The organism is Aureicoccus marinus, from assembly GCF_002954325.1.
In the GTDB taxonomy this organism is placed as follows: Bacteria; Bacteroidota; Bacteroidia; order Flavobacteriales; family Flavobacteriaceae; genus Aureicoccus; species Aureicoccus marinus.
In genome coordinates this window covers 1,446,461-1,466,841 of the sequence record NZ_MQVX01000001.1, presented here as the reverse complement: position 1 = coordinate 1,466,841, position 20,381 = coordinate 1,446,461, and the positions used below count along the sequence as shown (strand labels likewise).

Genomic DNA, 20,381 nt, shown 5'->3' with positions numbered 1-20,381 from the left:
ATGATTTCTCCCTGCTAATCTTCCTTATTTTTGCGGCAGTTTATGAAAGGATTCTCACGTACAACTTTGCGTTTTCTCTGGCCCTTTGCAGTAGGGTTCATTTTGTTGACTCCCTTACTGTTTTTGGAAAGAGGTACGGTGCTGTTTTGGGCCAATGAGAGACATACTCCCTTTTGGGATTCCTTTTTTGCGCTCGCGACAGAATTGGGTAATGCTTTTACGGCACTGATCTTATTGCCGATCGTCTTACGCATGAAATACAAGTGGCTGGTCCTTTACCTATTGGCCTTTTTATTGCATGTGATTTTTGTGCACCTTTTTAAGCAAGGATTGGCAGCCGATGTATTAAGACCTTATGCCTATTACAAACAATTGGATCAACAAAACCTTTTGCAGTTGGTGGAAGGGGTAAAAGTTAGAAGACTACACAGTTTTCCTTCAGGACATACGACTACGATTTTTATGTTGGTGACTTACTTTGCACTTTTGATCCAAAAAAGGTGGGCATCTGTACTGCTTATGGTGGTTGGTGTCTTGGTTGGTTTTTCTCGTATATATCTGGTACAGCATTGGTTTTTAGACACTTATGTGGGTCTTGCCTTTGGGGTGTTATCGGTGGTCTTGGCGTATTATCTCTTGATGAGAAAGTCAAAATCGTGGTACGAGAAAAAACTCGATCTCCCGTTTTTAAATCGTTCTTAGGTGGAGCTTTTCAAAGAATTTTTTTTAAAACACTGGAATAAGCGAGAAGGTCTCTGGATATTTTTGATCGGTTTGCTGTTGTGTACTTCGTTTTCTTGGGCCTATCCGATTTATATTTTGGATGAAGCCAGAAATTCAGAAGCTGCCCGTGAAATGTGGGAAAGTGGTAACTATTTGGTGCCTTACTTCAACGGTAATCTGAGAACCGATAAACCGCCTTTTCACTACTTTTTTATGGCTTTTGGATATTCCATTTTCGGAATGGGTCCACTGGGAGCACGCTTCTTTTCAGGTCTTTTTGGAGCCCTCACGCTCTTAATGACCTATTACACCACCAAACGCTTTCAGGGAAAGCCTATGGCCCGACTCAGCTCCCTCATTTTCCTGTCCTCAGTTTACTTTGTCCAGGAATTTCATTTGGCTGTTCCTGATCCCTATTTGATTTTTTTCATGTCGACCACCTTGATGAGCTTCTTGCTGCATTTCGGTTTCGGTGAAAAGAGGTGGTTGGTCCTGATGTATGTCTGTTTTGGTTTGGGAGTGTTAACCAAGGGACCTATTGCCTTGGCTTTACCGGGACTGATTGTGCTGCTATTTCTGGTAGCCAAAAAGGAACTGAATTGGCAACGTCTTAAAAATTTGAGTATTCCTGCGGGAGCTCTTTTGTTTTTGGGGTTGGTTCTTCCTTGGTATGTGGCTGTACACCAAGCCACAGATGGCGCTTGGACAGAGGGCTTTTTCTTGGACCACAATCTATCGCGCTTTAGTGATGAGAAAGAGGGTCACGGTGGCGGTTTTTATCTGACCATTCTGTTTGTCATCGCTGGACTCCTTCCTTTTTCTGTTTTCGGTTTTCAGGCTTTTGGGAGAGCCTGGAAAGACCGGATCTTAAGTGACTGGTTGTTGATGGCTTTCTTGGGGGGCTTAGTTCCTGTCGTCTTTTTTACACTAAGCAGTACCAAACTGCCGAACTACCCCATGCCGGCCTATCCTTTTATTTGCATGGTGATTGCCTATTACTTGCACAAAAAATACCAAGAAGGCTTTAGCAGGGTGGACTACATCTCTGGAGTGATCCTTGTGCTCATTACGGCAGTCCTGCCCTTAGCAGGCTACAATGCCCTGGATCGGGAATGGGCCTTACACGATCTTCAACCTCTGGCTTATTGGCTTTGGTTGTTGTTTGTAGGCAGTGCACTGTCCTTGACTTTTTGGATGGTAAAGCGCATCAAAATAGCTCTGGTAATTTTGAGTGTTTTCTGGATCGGAACAGGCCTGTTACTCTTTTCATTTATCTATCCAAAGCTAACCGCAGAAAGTCCCATTCAGGCGGTAGCTGAATATGTAGATAGTGACCGAGAAGTGGTTGTTTTTAGACGTATGGACAGCGCTCTTCCTATGTACTATAACCGTACGTTTGAAGAAATCGATTCCCTATCTCAAATCCAGGAAAGACTGCAGGAAAATCCCAATTTGGTGATCATTACCAATTCCCGGGACCACCATGTAATTGACAGTCTCCCCGGACTTGAAATTGTCTTTAAGCGAAAGGGTTTATTCGAAAATCACTTTACCCGTGTGTATGAGTGGGTAGCCCTAGAGGAGTAAGCCTGCTGATTTCGTCGTATTTTTGAAAAAAAAAGAACATGAAAAAGCAATTGGCCTTTATTTTATTTGGGACGCTCCTTTTAGTCTCCTGTGGATCCGAAAGTATGGACGACGATGGTCCGAACCCCGATCCTGACCCAGATCCAAGCCCGACTACAGGAACCTTGTATACCGGCCCATCAATCACTTTTCAAAAAGCAGGATTTGCGGATCCAACCCAAGAAACCAATCAAGACCGCATAACGGATGCTGTTTGGATAACCCGTGGAGATCGTCAAGGAATTTACAATGCTGTTTCCGAAAACAGCTATTCCAAGAACAGCTCTCCCAGCGGGACGGAATGGGCCGAAGGGCGCCTGAGCAGTTTTCAGAACTTGAATTACACTGATTGGGAAACAGCCGTTGGAGGCAACCCTCCGGGTTCTGTCGGAAAAACTTATGTGGTTCACCTGATCAGTGAAGATATCTACTTAGAGTTGGAAGTGTTGGCTTGGGGTCAAGGTTCCACTTCGGGTGGTTCTTTTAGCTACCGCAGAACGACTCCTGCTCCTTAATTACAGCAGATAAGACATCACAATACCGAGGCAGACGACCACCAGTTTACGCAAATTAAATCGGTGGTCCTGGCTGGTCTCAAAAATGATGATGGTGGCCACATGAAAAAGAATGCCCACGGATAAGGCAGTTACTTCGGATTGGTAAGGCAAACTCCAGTCTTGGTTCATCAAGATATTGCCTAAAGGCGACATCAAGGAGAAGCCTATGGCAAACAAAACGGTCAGGGTCTTGGATATTTCAGCACTTCTAAAGAGTATACCTAATAAGATGGCCACAGGAATTTTATGAACCAGGACTCCAAAAACCAAATTGCTGTCTTCCGAAAGGGGTGCGCCTTCCAACAAGGCGTGGGCACTGAGACTCAGAAATAGCACCCAAGGAAAACTTTTTTGGCTAAAGCGGTTATGGGTATGGCCGTGCTCCGCACCCTTCGAGAAAAACTCCAAAAAAGTCTGGAGTAGTATTCCCGCCAGGACAAAGAGGGTGAGGCGGTGATGATCTTCCTGCTGATAGATTTCTGGAACCAACTCAAAGAAGGTGGTGCCCAGAAGAAAAGCTCCACTGAAAACCAGAAGTAATTTGGTGTAGGGGGCTTTTTTTTCTCCTACAAACACACCTAACAGAAAGCCCATAAGCACCAGGCTGATCAATGCAGTATACTGTAGGGGAAGACTCATGGATGTACAATTCGATTGCGCGCAAAATTAGCCTATTTTTGAAAAGTGCAATTCCTGTAACTTCACAGGAAGACAGAATAGTTTCAAAAATAAGCACCGAATTCAGCTGAGATGAGTAAGAACTTCCCGATGATGGCCAAAACGCTTTTTGGCTTTGAACCTTTATTGGCCAAAGAGTTGAGAGCTCTTGGGGCACAGAATATAAGCGAGGGGATACGACAGGTGAGCTTTGAAGGCGACACCGGTTTTCTTTATAAGGCGAACTTTTGCCTGCGTACAGCCCTCAAGGTTTTAAAGCCCATTGCGAAAAGCAGGGTAAGAAACCAGCAAGATCTTTACCGAGCGGTCTACGACATTGCCTGGCCGAGTTTCTTTGAAGTAGAAAAGTCCTTTGCCCTCGACACCACCATGTTCTCGGATTTATTCAACAATTCCCTCTTTGTAACCCAAAAGGCCAAGGACGCTATTGTCGATCGTTTTAGAAGAGAGGTTGGCCGCCGGCCAGACGTGGATACCCGCAATGCCGATGTGCGCATTCAATTGCACCTGCGTGATGATGTGTTGACGGTTTCTTTGGATAGCTCTGGAGGATCTCTGCATCGTCGTGGATACCGGCAGCAGACTAACCTGGCTCCCATAAATGAGGTATTGGCAGCAGGTTTACTCAAGCACAGTGAGTACTCCGAGCATTTCGACCTCTTAGACCCTATGTGTGGGAGTGGTACCTTCTTAATAGAAGCCGCCATGATGGCCTGTAATATTCCGCCGGCCATCAATCGAAACAGTTTTGCCTTTATGAACTGGAGGGACTTTGATGCAGAGCTCTGGGAAGTGATCCGGGAGGCTGCACTCAATAAGATTCGCGATTGTTCGGCCTCTTTTGTCGGTTATGACAAAGCTCCATCCGCCGTCGCTAAGGCCAAAGAGAATGTCAAGAGAGCGAATCTCGAAGAGTATATACGCATTGAGCAGCGGGATTTTTTCAAAACCCAAAAGGAAAAGTCTGGGAAGCTTCAGCTGGTTTGCAATCCGCCTTACGGTGAGCGATTACAGATTGATGGAGAAGAATTTTATGGTAAATTGGGAGATACACTGAAGCGCTCTTATCCGGGGACGGATGCCTGGGTGATTAGCTCGCATTTTGAAGGCTTGAAGCACGTTGGATTGAGGCCTTCTCGAAAGATTAAAGTCTTCAACGGCTCCCTGGAAGCTCGCTGGTTAAAATACGAGATGTACGCAGGGTCTAAAAAGGCAAAAAAACAAAACAGAACCTGATTATGGTCAAGCGAATCGGAGCCATACTGCTAACAGTGCTCAGCTATGTGCTGATCTACTCCGGTATTCGCTATTTAATCAAACGGTTTATGGGCGAGGATGCCCCTCTCGCACGATTTGCGGCCACTTTGGGAACCTTGGCGTTTAGTCCTCGCTTTAGTTACGAGAACGACGAAAAGGGGAAGCGTCTAGAAGCCCGATGGATTCTCTTGCGGAAGCGTCAAAAGGTCTACGATTTTGATCCGCCCGACGAGCAGCTTGAAGACGGGGATTCTGTTGACCAATCATCCCCTGAACAAGCCAAAGAAAATCCCGACACCCCCTTACCTAATTTGGGCGAAAACGGTAGTGTCCAATAATTTTATAGCGAAACAGGCAATCTTCTAGGACCTGACCTGCACCAATATTGTGAACGATCTGATAACGGCTTGAATCTGCGGTCGATTTGAATCGGGACACTATGCCAATATGAGTGATTCCCCCGCCAAGATTCCAGCTTACTACATCGCCCGGTTTGTAATCCGTAGCGGATTGAGTGATGGGAAGTGCGGCTCCCTGTCGTTTAAAGTAGGTCATCAAATTGGGTACCTCCGGTGATCAATATTGGTGTCTGGACGTTTAAGCCCCCAGATTTTGGGGTAGAGACCAAAATTTCTTTTCATATCGAGGTGTACTAATTCTTGCAGGTCAGTCCCTAATTTTCGGTAGGTCCGAATAACGACATCGGTACAGACTCCCTTACCTTCTGGAACATCTCCCATGGGGTAGGCAATAGAGAAGTAGGCCGGATCATAAATAACACGGTCTTGGGTCAATACATAGGCTGAATCGGCCAATTGACGGAAGTAGGTCTGCCCAAATACACCGGCAGGGAGCACAAACAGGAGGACCAGAAGAAGATGTGGAGATGCTTTCATACGTTTAGCGGTGCAAAGGGCATGCCACGAAATCTATTCGCAAATTTCTCCATACCAGAAGTCGTCAATTTTGCCTTCCGCATCGATGTGAAATACCGCTCCTACAGCGCAGTTGTTTTCACTCACTTCCTCGCTCAAGTAACGGTAATCAAATCCAAAGTCGATGGGTTCTCCAAGAAGAGTTCTGACATCGCTGGTATCCGCTTCTTGCGGAAAGAGTTTAACCACTTCCTGTAAGCTGGCAGCGTCCATGTGTTCCCGGTAGTGGGCCGCGTGCTTTTCGATCGGTTCTTGACAAGAAAAGAAGGGAACAAGCCCGAGCAATAAAAAAAAGCGAAAGGTTTTCATGGATATTCGTTTTTGATTCACCGCGAAAGTGAAAAATGATATCCTTGAAGTTAGGGGTTTTCTGTTAGGGCTGGCTCTCTTTTTTTACGGGCCTTTTTATAAAGAGGCAAAAAGTAGGAGATGGAGTAGTTGTACCCCACGCCCCAGCGGCTGTTATCGGTCACTTTGTTGAAACCGGGTATCCAAAGGTTAGGGAAGACATCGGATTCGCTATTGCTTACCAAAAAGCCCAAGCGTGCCGACATCCCCATATAAATGTTGTTGAAGGCTTCGAACTTATACCCCACAACCAGTTCGAGCCAGCTGGCCGTCAGTCCGGAAAATTCCTGGGGTTGATCACTTCCTCCACTAAAGGTATTCGGATTGAAGTACTGATCTGTTTCATACAAAGAGAAACTGTTGAGGGTTTGACTGAAACTGGCAAACGCATAGCGGCCTCCGATCGTAATGAAATTCTGTTCCCCAAACCAGTTACCGTAAGTGTTGTAATCCACTCCTAATTTGATGTAGCTACCTGAGGTGGTGTAATCGTATAAATCCAGGTCTACAATTTGATCTGGATTGTCCGGACTTGCAACCCGAAGCGATTCGGTTTGGCTCAACTTTTCATTGCCTAATTCAGCCGCTACAAAGAGATTTTCTGATAGACGGTAATCCCCAACCAGCTCCAAACCAGTGTAGCGATCCCGAAAAAAAGAGGTGAGCGGGCGACTGATATCTACCCCTACTCGTAAGCCGTATTTCTGTTTGTAGACAATGGTGGTATCGCGCGGTGTTCCATCGGGGTCATCCACCACCTGAAATTGTACTTCTTGCCTTTCTTCTTGCCCATAGGTACTGATGTTAGCAAACAAGAACCCCAAGAAAAGGACCAAGGAAACGGAGGAAGAAATGGACTTTTTCAATGCAAGACTTTTAGTTGGATACTGTTGTTCGAATTGACGGTGGAGTCAACAACGACGAGATCTTGGATCCAGTTGCTGCTGTCATTCCGCAGGCTAACGGTAAGATCTTCGTAAACGGCTACGAAGCCGCAGGCTCTGGAGACAAACCGTTGAGACAAGGTGTAGCTCATATCGAGGGTGTCGATATTGCCGGTTTCATTTCCGTCTGTGTCCGCAGAATTGCTAATCAGCAAATAGGTAACGGTGGTCGCCGAGTTGGGAAGAGGGATGGCTATGGAATCAGTCGTGACTCGATCGCTAACAGAAGGAGGAAAGCCTGTGCTATTGAGCTCTCTTACCCTTAGAGTGGTCACGTCTTTCGCCGTTTCCTGCTCGGCGTCTCCTTGGTCAAAAAAACCAACAACCAGAAGAGGAGTGTCTCCGTCAACACAAATATCATCTTTTTCACAGCTGCCTAACCCCAGGAAAATTCCCAGTAAAATAGTGATTAGGCCAAGGGTAGGTTTTGATCTCAGCATCGCTCCAAAAGTACAACATTTTCGATGTGATGGGTATGTGGAAAAAGATCTACAGCTTGCGATTTAACAAGGGTATAGGCCTCTTTTAACATTTCCAGATCGCGGGCTTGTGTTGCAGAATTACAACTTACGTAGACGATTCTCTGTGGAGCAGCCCGAAGGAGTTGTTCTACCACTTTTTTATGCATCCCATCTCGAGGAGGGTCGGTGATGACCACCTCGGGATGGCCGTGCTCCGCAAGAAATTCTGCCGTAAAGACTTCTTTCATATCTCCCGTGGTGAACTCTACATTGTCAATCTGATTGTTCAATGCATTTTCTTTGGCATCATCGATGGCATCGGGTACGGATTCAATTCCGATGACTTTACCGGCCTGCTTAGCAACAAACTGGGCAATGGTCCCTGTACCGGTGTAGAGATCGTAAACCAGTTCATTCCCCTTTAAATCAGCAAAATCGCGAACTATTTTATACAGGTTATACGCCTGTTCTGAATTCGTCTGGTAGAAGGATTTGGGTTGGATTTTAAAACGCAGCCCTTCCATCTCTTCTTCGATGTATCCCTTACCGGCAAAGCAATGCACCTCCAGATCGTACAAGGTATCGTTGGCCTTGGGATTGATGACATAGAGCAAGGAGGTAATTTCCGGGAACTTTTCGGTCAAAGCGTTTAAGAGCGCTTCTCTCTTTTCTTTTTCTTCCCGGTAAAACTGAATCAAAACCATCCATTGCCCCAGGGAGCTATTGCGAATCATCAGGGTTCTCAAGAGGCCTTCCTGGCTCCGAGGGTTAAAAAATTCCAAGCCGTTTTCGATGCAATAGTTCCGAATAAAGAGGCGAATTTGATTGGAGGGTTCGGCCTGTAGATGGCATTCTTTAAGGTCGAGAATTTTGTCCCACATCCCAGGTAAGTGAAAACCCAAACCGTTTCTTTCTTTTTCTTCTATTCCGGCCTGCATTTCTTCTTCGGTTAACCAGCGGTTACTCGAAAAAGAAAACTCCATTTTGTTGCGGTAATTGAAGTGTTCCGGGGCCGAGAATAGGAAGTAATTCTTGAGGCTCTACCTGTCCAATGCGGGCCAGATTTTGAGAGACTTCTTCCTGTTTGAAGGCGAGTTGACGCTCATAGGCCGTTTGTTGCCATTTGCAACCGCCACAGACACCGAAATGAGCACAACGAGGCTCCACGCGAAAGGGAGAGGGTTTTTCGACGGCAATGGTGCGAGCTTCCCAATAGCGTCTTTTCTTTTTGGTTACCCGAACTGTGACCCTGTCTCCTGGAACAGCATGCGTAATCAATACCGTTTTACCGTCTGGTGCCTCTGCGATGGATTTTCCTTTCGCTCCGGCTTCCTTTACTTCAATACCCTCCCAAATAAGGGGAGCTCTTTTCTTTCGCATGGCGCAAAAGTAAGAAACCCGGGAAGGAGTTCCCGGGTTTCTGCACAAGCTGTAGGTAGGGTTCATTGGACTTACGTCCAGTATTAAGTAACAGATTCGCATAAAAAGTCACTCCGTTCGGTGGTCTATTGACAAAATACTGGGAGAACACGCCGCTTTTTGCTAATTTGCCAACCTCTAGGATGATTTCTCTCCTTTAAGAAGGAATGGTGCATTTCTTTTTTTTAAATCCATTTTTATGTCAGTCGAACAACACCTAAGTTCTCAAGAGGCGATGGCTCTTGAAGACCGTTACGGCGCACACAATTATCACCCACTTCCTGTAGTGCTTAGCAGGGGAGAAGGGGTTCATGTTTGGGATGTAGAAGGGAAGAAGTATTACGATTTTCTTTCGGCCTACTCCGCAGTTAACCAAGGGCATTGCCACCCAAAAATCATCAATGCGATGGTGGAGCAAGCGCAAACCCTGACCCTAACGTCTAGAGCGTTTTACAACGATCAGCTGGGACACTTTGAAAAGCTGGTGAGTGAAACCTTTCACTACGACAAGTTTTTGCCCATGAATTCTGGGGCGGAAGCTGTTGAAACCGCTTTAAAACTCAGCCGTAAATGGGGGTATGAGAAAAAGGGAGTTCCCGAAAATGAAGCCAAGATCATCGTTTGCGAGAACAACTTTCACGGGAGAACGACCACCATTATATCGTTCTCTAACGATCCTGTAGCCCGTAAACAGTTTGGTCCTTACACCCAGGGATTTGTGAAGATTCCTTATGACAATATTGAGGCCTTAGAAAAAGCCCTTCAGGAAGAAAGTAATGTGGTTGGTTTCTTGGTAGAGCCCATTCAAGGGGAGGCAGGAGTCTACACCCCAGCGGAGGACTACTTGAAAAGAGCGAAAGCCCTCTGCGAAAGTCACAACGTCTTGTTGATTGCAGACGAGGTGCAAACGGGAATCGCAAGAACCGGTACTCTTTTGGCTAGTTGTGGTAACTGCAATTGTGCTGATCGTCACTGCAGCGGAACTCCGGAAGTTAAACCTGATGTTTTGGTTCTCGGTAAAGCCTTGTCTGGAGGCGTATATCCGGTTTCGGGCGTGCTGGCCAATGACGAGGTCATGAGCGTCATACGTCCCGGTAACCACGGAAGTACCTTTGGAGGGAATCCCATTGCGGCCGTTGTCGGTCGTGCCGCTCTTGAAGTCATCAAAGAAGAAGAGTTGGCTGAAAATGCCTTCCAGTTGGGGAATCATTTCAGAGCCCGAATCCAGGAATACGTAGAACAAAGTGATCTGGTTCGATTGGTAAGAGGTAGAGGTCTCTTGAACGCCATTGTGATCAATGACAGCGAAGACGGTGATACGGCCTGGAATATTTGTGTCGCCTTAAAAGAGAATGGTCTTTTGGCTAAACCTACTCATGGCAATATCATTCGATTTGCACCTCCACTGGTCATGACCGAGGAACAGCTCGATGAGTGTATTGACATCATACTGATGACCTTAAAGTCATTTGAATAACAAAAAACCGGAGGAAAGCCCTCCGGTTTTTTTATTTATTGACCTGAATCGTTTCTACCGATAATGACTTCGGGAACTTCCGCCTTCTCATTTCGCGAGGCCCTTCTCAACTGCCGTTGAATCTTTCGGATAGCGGATTCAATTGATTTTTCTGGTTCAATGATGTTGTACTCTCCCCAAAAATTAGGGTCAGAAAAACCACTGGCTTCATCACCCAGAATAATAGATTTTTTAATGCGCTCTTTCACTTTTGGTACTTCGCCATCCAGATTATCGCGCCAATCAGTGATCGCCATTTCAGCGGAGAGGCTGTATACGGAATTAAAAAGACGGTCTGCCCAGTCGACTTTAAAGGTTAAAGTAACGGCGCTGTAACCGTAATACCAGCGTCCTTCTTTTTCGCGGTAGTCTACTCGGTAGCTCACATTTACAGGAAGAACATCCACTTTATTGGGCTTACGACGCACAAAGAGTTGTGCGGCTTCGCGTTCCTTTCCTTTAATGTTAAGGCTGTAAGTGGCCGAAAGCAACACTTCTTTTTCGGCATCGATAAAGAGCTTCCCGTTGTAATAAGGATCTTCGATATCCGGGAATTGATCAAATTCAATCACATACACCAAACGGTCGTTAATACGCGTGGACTGGGTAAAGCGGAAAGCGTAATTGTCGATTAAACCTCCGGAAAACAAGTACTGAGGATACTTCATCACATCCACATAAAGGGCATTAAAAGGACCTCCCTGCAGCTTTAGGGCCACCGTATCCAGGCGGCTATAATCGGTACTCTTACGGGATTTGTACAGTTGTACGGCGTCTTTTTTATAGGTGTCATAGGGAGCCTTGTAAATGGTGGCTACAGCTTCCGATAAAGAGACGTTTCTTCTACGCTTTTTAATCGTTTCCCGGTAAAAAGCGGTCATGACCGTCGGTTTGTTCAGGTAGTTTTCGTCCCGTTTACTCAAAGCGCGACGTACAAGGGCACCTGCATCCCGAGGGGCGTTGACGTTGACTTCGGCCAATTCGGTGACGGCAATGTCCATTTTGATCACATTCTTATCAGGCTTTAAGAGTCCGAGGACCACAGATTTATCGGCATAGCCTAAAAAGGAGAAGTTGACCAGACCATCGGTGGTTCCGGCAGGTATTTTAAGAAGAAACTCTCCTTCGCTATTGGTCACCGTTGAAATATTGGTATTTCTTAAAGAAACAGTTGCCAGGACCAGCGCTTTACCCGTTCTGGCATCCACCACCTCACCGCGAATTTCACGGACCGGTGGGTTTTTGGATTGGGCTTGCAGGACCGGACTGGCGAGCAAAAAGAAGAGAAGTAAGTGTAAGTAAGTTGTTTTCATAGCGTTTTTCTGTTCGTTTTCAATTTTTATTACCGGTATATAAAGATAATTCATCCCTCTCAAATGATTGCTTTTCAGCTTTTAGCAGGGCTGGTAGATTTCAAATTGTTCTTCTATTTTAGGCCCCATGAAAAGGAATCGATTACTTCTATTTTTTGGTTTGATGGTTTGGTCGTCCATCGGCTTCATTCTTTACAAGCCCAGGTCGAAAGAGATAAACAACTTCATTTTGCCGGAGGAGCCCTGTATGGTCTGGGTGGCGCTGGGTTAGGTAGGCAACTGAGTCAAGGGGATCCCTTTTGGACCTTTGCAGGGGCGATGGGAGCTAGTGCTGTGGTAGGAGTAGCCAAGGAGTGGGCAGATGATACCCAGAATCCCGGTAGTTGGAGCAATGGAGATCTTCTGGCGACCCTCGCAGGAGGTGCCTTCACGGGCCTGATTACCTACCTGATATTTAAACCGAAAAATAGAGCCGAAGTCGCCTACAGACTCGGGGGACCTACTGTTCTCAAAGAAAAGGTGGTTTTAAGGACTTTTAAAAGGCCTCCAGGGCTGGCCTTGCTATCAGCACCAGCCGATATACAACAAGAGCTTACAACAAGCCCCTCGCCTTAATTTCGAGGTATTTATTGATGGTATTGATGGTTAGCTCCTCCGGTTTCGTGAGCACCACTTGAATCCCGTTTTTGATCATTTCTTTTCGCATGAGTTGTTTCTCGTGCTGAAATTTCTCTGCGATGGTTTTGTGGTAAATTTCCTGAACAGTCTTGGCCGGTTGATTGACGAGCTCCTCGATTTCTGTATTCTCAAAAAAGATCACCACTAACAAATGTTGTTTGGCCAGCCCTCTTAAATAGGGGAGTTGCCGCTTTAGTCCTGAAATATGCTCGAAATTGGTGAAGAGAAGCAAAAGACTTCTGTGGTTGATTTTGCGTTTGACCTGGGCGTAGAGCATCCCGTAATTGCTGTCTTTGAAGTCGGTTTGAATACTGTAGAGCTTTTCCAGGATCTGGTTCAGGTGGGTGATTTTTTGTGCGGCCGGAACAAAGGCATTGATGTTCTTCGAAAAGGCCAGCATTCCCGTCTTGTCGGCTTTTTTAAGGGCCACATTCGAAAAAGCCAGGGAGGTGTTGATTGCGTAATCCAAAAGGGTTAACCCTTCGAATGGCATCTTCATTACCCGTCCCGTATCGATCAGGCAATAGATCGGCTGGGATTTTTCATCCTGGTACTGATTGACCATGAGGTCGTTCTTCTTGGCTGTCGCCTTCCAGTTGATGGTACGAACATCATCACCTTTGGTGTATTCCTTAATTTGTTCGAATTCTTGGGTATGACCAATGCGACGAATCCGCTTTAAGCCAAGAGAGGTCAGTTTGTTGGAAATTGCCAAAAAGTCATACTTCTGCATCTGAATCAACGAAGGATAGACAGGCATCATCTGGTCCTTTTCAAACCGGTAGCGACGACGGACCAACCGCAATGCAGAAGAAACGTAGACATTTAAATTGCCAAAATAGTATTCTCCTCTTTCGACAGGACGCACGGAATAGACATACTCTGTTTCACTTTTCGGAGGCAATTGTAGTTTGTGCAAGAAGTCTCTTTTTTGGAATTGGACCGGTAATTCATCAATGATTTCCAGGTAGGTGACAAAGGTGTACTTGGACTTGAGGTGAATGGATAAAGGGTTAGGGTCTCCATTGGAGAGTTTGGCTGGCCCGGACCTTTCGCCGCTGAGCCCCTGTTTAGAGGCAAAGAGAATCAAAAACTCCAAGAAGGTGAGTGCACCTAGTACCGTACTCGCCAGCCAGCAAATCGGGTAGAGTTCATCAACCCAATAAGACAGCACAAATCCGCCCGCCAAAATGGCCAGGATCTTAAAGAAATTCGGATGTAGGTACAGTGCTTTAATCACGCTTCTAACTCAATGGTTTTTAACGAGGAACTTCGATGGCTTCGGTAATCATATGGATGACCGTTTCGGGCGTCATACCTTCCATTTCTCTTTCTGGACTCAAGATCATTCTGTGGTTGAGAATCGGTGGAAGCGCTCTTTTTACATCTTCTGGAGTTACAAAATCCCGACCGGCAATAGCAGCAAAGGCCTTACTGGTATTCATGGCCGCAATACTGGCTCGCGGACTGGCACCCAAATACAAATGAGGGTGGTTTCTGGTGTTTCCGATCAGCTCGGCGATGTAGCGCATGATTTTATCTTCCATGACCACTTGCTGAACCAGACCTTTAAATTGAGAGAGCTGACCGGGTTCCAAGATGGGTTGGATGAGTTTTTCCGGCTTCTCTGTTTTGCGTTCGTGGTGGGTTTTGATGATTTGAACTTCCTCCTCTACAGAAGGGTAACCCACTTTTATTTTAAACAGAAATCGATCCAGCTGAGCTTCGGGAAGGGCATAGGTACCTTCTTGCTCAATGGGGTTTTGAGTCGCTAGAACCAAAAATGGCTCCCCCATGGGGTAAGTGGTTCCGTCAATTGTCGCTTGGCGCTCCTCCATGGTTTCAAAAAGGGCTGCTTGTGTTTTTGCAGGGGCCCGGTTGATCTCGTCAATCAAAATAACATTCGAGAAAATGGGGCCTTTTTTGAATTCAAAGTTGGATTGCTGCATGTTGAAAACAGAGGTTCCCAGAATATCACTGGGCATCAAATCCGGAGTGAATTGGATCCGACTAAAGCCTGTTTGAATGGTTTTCGCAAAGAGTTTTGCGGTTAGGGTTTTAGCAATACCGGGAACCCCTTCTATGAGAACGTGACCATCGACCAGAAGCGCCGCGATAAGCAGCTCGACGAAGTCTTCTTGGCCTACAATCACCTTAGACAACTCGGCTTTGAGTTCGGTTACCTTTTTGTTGAGATCCTCTAAAGGGATGCGGTTATCAAAATTCAAGTCATTGGATTCCATGGGCTTGTGCTTTAAAATTTTGTATTCTGTTTTCGAGTTGTTCCAGTATAGGATCGCTTATAGAGTCCGCCCCCTGAATGTTTTGGAGGAACTGAAACAACTGTTCAATTTGTTGAGGAGTATGCTGGCTTCTCGCGGCCAACTGTTTGATGAATTCGCTATCAATTTTTTCGGTGGGTAGATAAAACTGAGTTCTGATGTATTCTAAGAAGAACTCAATTTTGTGGGAAGCAATACTCTTGCGCTGATTCCCTTCATAATACATATCACCAATGGTCCGCGTAAAGTTTAGAGACTGGTTCTTCAAAGGTGGAATTACGGGAATTGCGCGCTGTTTTCTTCTTCCCTGGAATAAAATGTAGAGTAGGGCACCGATGAGGGCGAGATAGTAGGCCCATTTAAACTCGTTGGTGTCCAGAAAAATACGCATTGGTGAGACTTCTACCGTTTTTCCGCGCTTGTAGTAGGCGTCGAGGTAAAGGGCGTCGTCGGTATGGAGATAGGAGGCCACTTGGGCGGTATAGTCCAAGTTGCGCTTCTCATTCAAAAGGAAGTAATTCGTAAAGGATTCGGGGGCCAAGTGTAGCAGGATTTCTCCCTTTCCAAATTGACTGCGTACAAAATTCACCCGGGCTTCGCGCACTTTGCTCTTATCGCCCACCACTTGAACTGTTCCCAGGGTTTTGGTTGTGGTGGTGTCTATTTTGATGAAATATCCCTTGGAGTAATCCCGGTTCCAGGTGACTTTATTCGAGGATGAAGTGTCGTTGAGTAAAGTGTATTCAAAGACAGGCTCTAGAGATCCATGATCAAAAACTCTTTGGGTCACTAGGCCAAGAGTATCGAGCAAGAAACCATCAAAATTATTTGCAGAGACGAACAGGCGATTGCCCTTACTCACCCAATCGAGTATTACCTCGTTTTCGGCATCCCCAAAATTGACGCGACTATTGACAAACAAAAAGGTTCCTTCAAGCTCTTCATTTTGTAATAAATCAAAGGGTGGGCTGTAGGTTTCTCTGAGTCGATCTCCCCACTGTTCAGAGACCAGGGTTTTAAAGACCCGTGTACCGTAAGGAATCTTGTGCCGACTTACATAAGAAGGATACCAATTGATGTCTTTGGGTTTGTTGTATTCCACAAACAAAAAACCGGCGACAATAATCGCTCCTAAAAACCCGTAGATGTAGATGTTTTTCTTCATCGGGTTTGCAGGTATTTTTGGAGTTTTTGGTAATCGCTTAAGGCCTGTCCATAGCTTATCTGGTCAATAGGGAAGTCTCCATACCAGGTATAATCATAAATGCGAACGACCCGACTCATCAGGGATTTGAGTTCTCCATCTTTAACCTCCTGAATGTATTCGTGGTTGGTTTTTTGCGGTTGCCAATCGATCCATTCGCCTTCTCTTAAGAGTTTTAAACAAAGGATAAACTGGTAGCGAAGGGCCAGGCGGTAATCCTGATGGGCGAGGGCTTCTGTGATCAGGGCGTCGATATCTTCCTCTTCCATGATCCTTTCTTCCTCTGAAAGATTGACCAGGTTTTTGTTTGTGCCTTCAAATCCGAACCCTCCTTTGTTGACTTTGAGAAAGAATCGGGCAATGAGGTAAATGAGTAAAGCGAGCGCTATATAGGGTAGAGACTTAAAAAATAGTGCCAGGTATTCCCCTGCCTTTTCACCCCCAGCTAACCAGCGAAAAAAACGGTACAGCTGATTGCTGATCGAGGCCCTCACTTTGGTGAACCAATTGCTTTCGTTGGGCAGTTCCCGATAGTCGTATTTATCATCCGCCTTAAAGGACTCCAAGTCAGATTCTTTCCAATCCAAGGCTTCCCGAATCAGAGTGTCCCGAAACATCCGAATCGTGTCTTGACTCTCTAACCGAACTTGATTGGCCTTCAGTTGATCCGGAAGGGGGATTTCAAAATCGATAAATTCTTCCGGTCCTTCATCCAAAGGGTTATCCGTGGTCAGCGAATCCAAGGCTCGATTGGTTTCCACTGTATCTACCGCTTTCTCTTCTTGGGCCCAACATAGAGGGCCAAGGCAGCAGAGTAGAAGCAGTATGAATCGGTTCAGTGGTCGCAAGGCATTGATTTAATGAAGACTTTCCGAATTTCCGAGATCGCTGATGCGACCCATAGCACCGGATGAGGTCTTTTGTTCGTGCAGGTTAAAGTAGACGAGTACAATACTGACCAAGAGAATGATACGCATCAAAAATTGGACGACTGAACTCAGAATGTTGATGGCCAAGTAAATAGGGTCGTTAAAAACATTCATGGATTCTGCATCGACTTCTCCTGTGAAGACCCCCATTTTAATCCACATATAAATGATGGAAGGCAAGGCGAAAGCGTAGTTGGCCACCATGATGATGATGTACATGACCAGGAGCACAAAAAAGGTATTCCACCATTGACCACTGACCAAGTTAAAACCACCGGAGAAAGAGTCTCCAACCCCTCTTTTCTCTATGATAAGGATAGGAATACTTAAGGCCAGTGGAACGGCAAGATAGATTCCAGGTAAGATGCAGATCATCAAGCCAAGTAAGACAGTTAAACCAATGAGAATACCCAACCCCATCAAGGGCCAAAAGTTCTGGTAGGAATCTCTTTTGATGGTGGCGTAATCCGTTTTTCCGTTGTTGGCGGTATAGTTTTGAATGTAACAGATTACGGCCGCATTAGACATGATATAGGTTACAAGACCAGAGATCATAAGGACGGCTAAGACGCCAAACAGAATGATGAATTCCTCCTCAGAGGTTTCGTTATTATCCATCAAGCCTTGAAAAGACATCATTTCGCCAAAGTAATAGAGGTAGGCTCCTGTTGCGGCTAATAAAATAAGCAGATAGGGTCCCGAAATTTTGAGAATAGCGCCCATAAAGGATCTGAATTCCAGGCGTATAAATCGGAAGGTGTCAGACAGAACCTCTCCTAGATCGCGCTGTCTGCGGAAGTTGACAAAGTTTTTGGTATTCATGTATCAAGGGATTGGTTAGCGGTTTTCTTTTTGAGGTGTATGGGGTAAAAAACGTAATAAAACAAAATCAGGACCAGTGAGCTGAGGATGATTAAAATGGCCAGGAAGTCGGGCATTTGGGTATGTCGTGTTACATAGCCTTCTAAAAAACCAGCAATAACAAAAAAGGGTACAGTGCTGACCATGATTTTAAGGCCATTAATGACCCCACGTTTAAAAGATTCCAGTCGGGTATAGGTACCCGGAAATAAAATGCCATTGGCCAGTACTAATCCCGCTGCGCCGGCAATAACAATCACTGAAATCTCGATGGTTCCATGAATCCAAATCGTTCTCACCGACTCCCAGCCTACGCCCTGTTCAAAAAAGAAGTACTGAAAGCTCCCGAGCATAATACCGTTGCGAAGCATTATCCACAGAGTGCCTACGCCCAGAAAGATTCCGAAAGCAAAGGCATAGGCTGCTACGCGAATATTGTTGATGGTAATCCCCAGGAACATATTGAACTCTCCCATCTGTTTGTAGACCGCCATGGGGTCGTCGTTGGCAATATTTTCTAGGGTCATATTGACATAGGCATCCCCCAAAATAGAACGGACAAAGCGTCCATCATTGGCAGCGGAATAGGCGCCTACCAGGGCAAAAAAGAAAAAAACGAGAAATGAAACCAAGAGTTCTCTATGGTGTTGTACGAAGAGGGTAGGAAACTCCGTTTTCCAAAATGAAATGATGCGGTTTCGGGACTCTCGACCCGTCTTGTAAATTTTTTGATGCGCTTGTACAGCAAGTCCGTTGAGGTACTGTGTTGTTTTGCTGTTCGGATAAAATGTTTGGGCGTAACTCAGGTGATCGGTAATCTCGATATAGAGGTCTGCTAAAGCATCGGCTGAAAGGCTAGACGGGTTTTTAAGTGCCTTTTCGAATGTAGCCCATTTATCCTTATTTTGTCTGACGAAGGCCGCTTCGCGCATGTAGTAGGGTTTGAAGTAAAGAAAGGAAAACTATGGATCAATTTCAAGTTGAAACCGCGCAAAATGTACAAATTGACCACCGTGTTGCAGATTTGGGCCAGCGAATGCTGGCTTATATCGTTGACAGCATCGTAATCGCCTTGTACACCATCGGGGTGATCTACCTTCTGGTTTCTTTAGAAATTGATTGGGGAGATATGTGGGCCCTTTATCTCTTAGGTACCTTGCCCGCTTTTATGTATTATGTTTTAATGGAAACCTTAACCAATGGCAGAACAATTGGTAAAAGTTTGGTGAATATTCGGGTGGTACGCCTCGACGGAACCAAGCCTAGTTTTTCGGGCTATTTCATCCGCTGGTTATTGCGCATTATTGATGTGGTATTGACCTCAGGAGGAGGAGCTGTTCTAACCATTCTGTTACGAGGGCATGGTCAGCGCATTGGGGATATTGCCGCGGGAACGACGGTTATTAATGAGCGCAAACGCCTCAGTATCGAAGAAGCCTTTAAGTCGAATTTGCCCGAAGGTTATACACCACGCTTTCCACAGGTAACGGTTTTGACGGACCAGGATATGGACACCATCCGCGATCTATTTTACTCGGCTCGTCGAAAAGGGGATCACAAGGTCATTATCAGTCTTGCAGATAAAATCAAAGAGCTCACAGGAATTCAGACTGACCTCACACCGATGGAACTTGTCCAGGTGGTCATCAATGATTTCACCTACTACACACAGCAGTAATTAGAGTAATTCAGGAAAGAGGGTTTCTTTTTGTCCGCTTTGGTGAAAGTAACGGTCTAAAACCAGCAAGCCCATTAGCTTTTCTCGGTTGGGGTTCTGAAAAAGCTTTACGTACTCTTGTGCATTCTCAATGATATTCTGAGCTTTTTCAGGGTGGTTCAGGTAGTATTCAATCTGCTGCTCTACATCAGAAAAATCATCGGCTACAGCAATGAAGTGCTTCCCAGCGACCAATTCTCCTTCCATAAACCAGCTTTCTCTTTTGAGCACTGGCATTACGGCAATGGAATTACTGGACATCACCCATTTCAGGTTACTCGCTACATCGACGCCTTCCAAACAAAGAACAAATTTGTGTTCCAGGTGGTAGCCGATACTCACTTTAGGTTTGTACCAATGATCGTGGGTAGTTCCTTTGTTGATCTGACCCAGATCACAAAGCGGGTGATCGAAATATTTCCGGTAAAAAGCCAAACGGTCTGGCTTTTGACGACTGAGGTGGCCTCGACCAAATAAGATGTTCTTTTTCTTTTCGAAAGGAATTCGGTCCTTTACAAAATGAAAGTGTCGGATGGCATTAAAACGCAGCAGAACATTGCCCTGATTGGGTTCTGAAATCGGTCTGGTTTTGACCAGAGTGGGTTGCGTAAATCGCTCAGTGTTGTCTCCAAAATGAATCCTAAGTTGTAGATCTTTTGGGAAATACCGGGAGGATTTGAGCAGATCAAAATAGTAGGTTTTTAATTTACCGGGAAGATCAATTTCGGCCAGGGTAGGCCAGTATATCTCAGGCTCGAAGCTTCCCTGAAATTTCATGTAGTAGTCCAACCTTCTTTTCAGCTCGGCTTGATCTTTTTGAGACAGTCTTTTCCAATACCCTGATCCAGGGCGTACCCCCATGCGTTTTTGGATTTCCATTAGCCCTCCATCGAGGTAGTAGAAAAAAGACGAGTTTGACAAGAGAGAAGACAT

20 protein-coding genes and 2 pseudogenes are annotated in these 20,381 nt (G+C 45.6%); 8 read left to right on the top strand and 14 right to left on the bottom strand.

Features of this window, described 5'->3' with window-relative positions; genetic code table 11:
* Positions 1–42 precede the first annotated feature (42 nt).
* Genes BST99_RS06795 through BST99_RS06785 form a run of 3 tightly spaced genes read left to right on the top strand, consistent with a single transcriptional unit; the run spans position 43 to position 2,864 of the window.
* Positions 43–702: a phosphatase PAP2 family protein gene (locus BST99_RS06795; RefSeq protein ID WP_105001135.1), complete on the top strand. Its 660-nt coding sequence runs from the start codon at positions 43–45 to the stop codon at positions 700–702.
* Positions 703–2,310 (top strand): ArnT family glycosyltransferase, encoded by a 1,608-nt coding sequence (locus BST99_RS06790; RefSeq protein WP_105001134.1) that lies wholly within the window; start codon positions 703–705, stop codon positions 2,308–2,310.
* Positions 2,311–2,348: 38 nt separating this feature from the next.
* A complete protein-coding gene (locus BST99_RS06785; protein WP_105001133.1) occupies positions 2,349–2,864 on the top strand; it encodes a hypothetical protein in 516 nt (171 codons plus the stop codon).
* Here BST99_RS06785 and BST99_RS06780 read toward each other — a convergent pair whose 3' ends face one another.
* Positions 2,865–3,545: a ZIP family metal transporter gene (locus BST99_RS06780; protein WP_105001132.1), complete on the bottom strand. Its 681-nt coding sequence runs from the start codon at positions 3,543–3,545 to the stop codon at positions 2,865–2,867. It abuts the gene before it with no gap.
* Positions 3,546–3,656: 111 nt separating this feature from the next.
* Here BST99_RS06780 and BST99_RS06775 point away from each other — a divergent pair, with 111 nt between their 5' ends.
* Entirely contained in the window at positions 3,657–4,820 is a 1,164-nt protein-coding gene (locus BST99_RS06775; RefSeq protein ID WP_105001131.1) for a THUMP domain-containing class I SAM-dependent RNA methyltransferase, read from the top strand.
* Between the two features lie 2 nt (positions 4,821–4,822).
* A complete protein-coding gene (locus BST99_RS06770) occupies positions 4,823–5,179 on the top strand; it encodes a hypothetical protein (RefSeq protein ID WP_105001130.1) in 357 nt (118 codons plus the stop codon).
* On the opposite strand, the pseudogene BST99_RS06765 reads toward BST99_RS06770, so the two are convergent.
* The 5 genes and pseudogenes from BST99_RS06765 to rlmD form a co-directional block, all read right to left on the bottom strand.
* Positions 5,148–5,737, bottom strand: a pseudogene (locus BST99_RS06765) (DUF1287 domain-containing protein). The gene BST99_RS06770 and the pseudogene BST99_RS06765 overlap by 32 nt on opposite strands.
* A gap of 33 nt (positions 5,738–5,770) precedes the next feature.
* The gene (locus BST99_RS06760) at positions 5,771–6,085 is read right to left on the bottom strand and encodes a hypothetical protein (RefSeq protein WP_105001129.1); all 315 of its coding nucleotides are present in this window, start codon (positions 6,083–6,085) and stop codon (positions 5,771–5,773) included.
* A gap of 50 nt (positions 6,086–6,135) precedes the next feature.
* Positions 6,136–6,990, bottom strand: a complete 855-nt coding sequence (locus BST99_RS06755; RefSeq protein WP_105001128.1) for a DUF6048 family protein — start codon at positions 6,988–6,990, stop codon at positions 6,136–6,138.
* Positions 6,987–7,508 carry a DUF6452 family protein gene (locus BST99_RS06750; RefSeq protein WP_105001127.1) on the bottom strand — a complete coding sequence of 174 codons (522 nt, stop codon included), beginning with the start codon at positions 7,506–7,508 and terminating at the stop codon, positions 6,987–6,989. The genes BST99_RS06755 and BST99_RS06750 overlap by 4 nt, the downstream gene beginning before the upstream one ends.
* Positions 7,502–8,909, bottom strand: a pseudogene (gene rlmD, locus BST99_RS06745) (23S rRNA (uracil(1939)-C(5))-methyltransferase RlmD). The gene BST99_RS06750 and the pseudogene rlmD overlap by 7 nt, the downstream one beginning before the upstream one ends.
* Positions 8,910–9,147: 238 nt before the next feature.
* Between rlmD and rocD the strand changes: the two are divergent.
* A complete protein-coding gene (gene rocD / locus BST99_RS06740; RefSeq protein ID WP_105001126.1) occupies positions 9,148–10,425 on the top strand; it encodes an ornithine--oxo-acid transaminase in 1,278 nt (425 codons plus the stop codon).
* A 35-nt stretch (positions 10,426–10,460) separates the two neighbouring features.
* Here rocD and BST99_RS06735 read toward each other — a convergent pair whose 3' ends face one another.
* Positions 10,461–11,777 carry a carboxypeptidase-like regulatory domain-containing protein gene (locus BST99_RS06735; protein WP_105002454.1) on the bottom strand — a complete coding sequence of 439 codons (1,317 nt, stop codon included), beginning with the start codon at positions 11,775–11,777 and terminating at the stop codon, positions 10,461–10,463.
* Between the two features lie 63 nt (positions 11,778–11,840).
* On the opposite strand from BST99_RS06735, the gene BST99_RS06730 reads away from it, so the two are divergent.
* Positions 11,841–12,392 (top strand): hypothetical protein, encoded by a 552-nt coding sequence (locus BST99_RS06730; RefSeq protein WP_105001125.1) that lies wholly within the window; start codon positions 11,841–11,843, stop codon positions 12,390–12,392.
* Here the strand turns inward: BST99_RS06730 and BST99_RS06725 are convergent.
* From BST99_RS06725 to BST99_RS06700, 6 genes are all read right to left on the bottom strand, one after another.
* Positions 12,370–13,695 (bottom strand): DUF58 domain-containing protein, encoded by a 1,326-nt coding sequence (locus tag BST99_RS06725; RefSeq protein WP_105001124.1) that lies wholly within the window; start codon positions 13,693–13,695, stop codon positions 12,370–12,372. The genes BST99_RS06730 and BST99_RS06725 overlap by 23 nt on opposite strands.
* A gap of 19 nt (positions 13,696–13,714) precedes the next feature.
* Positions 13,715–14,698 (bottom strand): AAA family ATPase, encoded by a 984-nt coding sequence (locus BST99_RS06720; RefSeq protein ID WP_105001123.1) that lies wholly within the window; start codon positions 14,696–14,698, stop codon positions 13,715–13,717.
* Positions 14,685–15,902, bottom strand: coding sequence for a DUF4350 domain-containing protein (locus tag BST99_RS06715; RefSeq protein ID WP_105001122.1), 1,218 nt, complete (start codon positions 15,900–15,902; stop codon positions 14,685–14,687). Before BST99_RS06715 ends, BST99_RS06720 begins: the two co-directional genes overlap by 14 nt.
* Positions 15,899–16,702 carry a DUF4129 domain-containing protein gene (locus tag BST99_RS06710; protein ID WP_105001121.1) on the bottom strand — a complete coding sequence of 268 codons (804 nt, stop codon included), beginning with the start codon at positions 16,700–16,702 and terminating at the stop codon, positions 15,899–15,901. Before BST99_RS06710 ends, BST99_RS06715 begins: the two co-directional genes overlap by 4 nt.
* 96 nt (positions 16,703–16,798) lie before the next feature.
* Positions 16,799–17,692, bottom strand: a complete 894-nt coding sequence (locus BST99_RS06705) for a hypothetical protein (protein ID WP_105001120.1) — start codon at positions 17,690–17,692, stop codon at positions 16,799–16,801.
* Entirely contained in the window at positions 17,689–18,663 is a 975-nt protein-coding gene (locus tag BST99_RS06700; RefSeq protein WP_105001119.1) for a stage II sporulation protein M, read from the bottom strand. The genes BST99_RS06705 and BST99_RS06700 overlap by 4 nt, the downstream gene beginning before the upstream one ends.
* A 32-nt stretch (positions 18,664–18,695) precedes the next feature.
* Here BST99_RS06700 and BST99_RS06695 point away from each other — a divergent pair, with 32 nt between their 5' ends.
* On the top strand, positions 18,696–19,409 hold the full coding sequence (locus tag BST99_RS06695) for an RDD family protein (RefSeq protein WP_105001118.1): 714 nt from the start codon (positions 18,696–18,698) through the stop codon (positions 19,407–19,409).
* Here BST99_RS06695 and BST99_RS06690 read toward each other — a convergent pair whose 3' ends face one another.
* Positions 19,410–20,381 carry a glycosyl transferase family 90 gene (locus BST99_RS06690; RefSeq protein ID WP_181044174.1) on the bottom strand — a complete coding sequence of 324 codons (972 nt, stop codon included), beginning with the start codon at positions 20,379–20,381 and terminating at the stop codon, positions 19,410–19,412.

Coding starts and splice junctions, on each gene's coding strand:
- BST99_RS06775 (WP_105001131.1), top strand. CDS start 3,657: ATGAGTAAGAACTTCCCGATGATGGCCAAAACGCTTTTTGGCTTTGAA.
- rocD (WP_105001126.1), top strand. CDS start 9,148: ATGTCAGTCGAACAACACCTAAGTTCTCAAGAGGCGATGGCTCTTGAA.
- BST99_RS06780 (WP_105001132.1), bottom strand. CDS start 3,545: ATGAGTCTTCCCCTACAGTATACTGCATTGATCAGCCTGGTGCTTATG.
- BST99_RS06715 (WP_105001122.1), bottom strand. CDS start 15,902: ATGAAGAAAAACATCTACATCTACGGGTTTTTAGGAGCGATTATTGTC.
- BST99_RS06760 (WP_105001129.1), bottom strand. CDS start 6,085: ATGAAAACCTTTCGCTTTTTTTTATTGCTCGGGCTTGTTCCCTTCTTT.
- BST99_RS06690 (WP_181044174.1), bottom strand. CDS start 20,381: ATGTCTTCTCTCTTGTCAAACTCGTCTTTTTTCTACTACCTCGATGGA.
- BST99_RS06695 (WP_105001118.1), top strand. CDS start 18,696: ATGGATCAATTTCAAGTTGAAACCGCGCAAAATGTACAAATTGACCAC.
- BST99_RS06705 (WP_105001120.1), bottom strand. CDS start 17,692: ATGAATACCAAAAACTTTGTCAACTTCCGCAGACAGCGCGATCTAGGA.
- BST99_RS06735 (WP_105002454.1), bottom strand. CDS start 11,777: ATGAAAACAACTTACTTACACTTACTTCTCTTCTTTTTGCTCGCCAGT.
- BST99_RS06720 (WP_105001123.1), bottom strand. CDS start 14,698: ATGGAATCCAATGACTTGAATTTTGATAACCGCATCCCTTTAGAGGAT.
- BST99_RS06785 (WP_105001133.1), top strand. CDS start 2,349: ATGAAAAAGCAATTGGCCTTTATTTTATTTGGGACGCTCCTTTTAGTC.
- BST99_RS06795 (WP_105001135.1), top strand. CDS start 43: ATGAAAGGATTCTCACGTACAACTTTGCGTTTTCTCTGGCCCTTTGCA.
- BST99_RS06730 (WP_105001125.1), top strand. CDS start 11,841: ATGATTGCTTTTCAGCTTTTAGCAGGGCTGGTAGATTTCAAATTGTTC.
- BST99_RS06770 (WP_105001130.1), top strand. CDS start 4,823: ATGGTCAAGCGAATCGGAGCCATACTGCTAACAGTGCTCAGCTATGTG.
- BST99_RS06750 (WP_105001127.1), bottom strand. CDS start 7,508: ATGCTGAGATCAAAACCTACCCTTGGCCTAATCACTATTTTACTGGGA.
- BST99_RS06700 (WP_105001119.1), bottom strand. CDS start 18,663: ATGCGCGAAGCGGCCTTCGTCAGACAAAATAAGGATAAATGGGCTACA.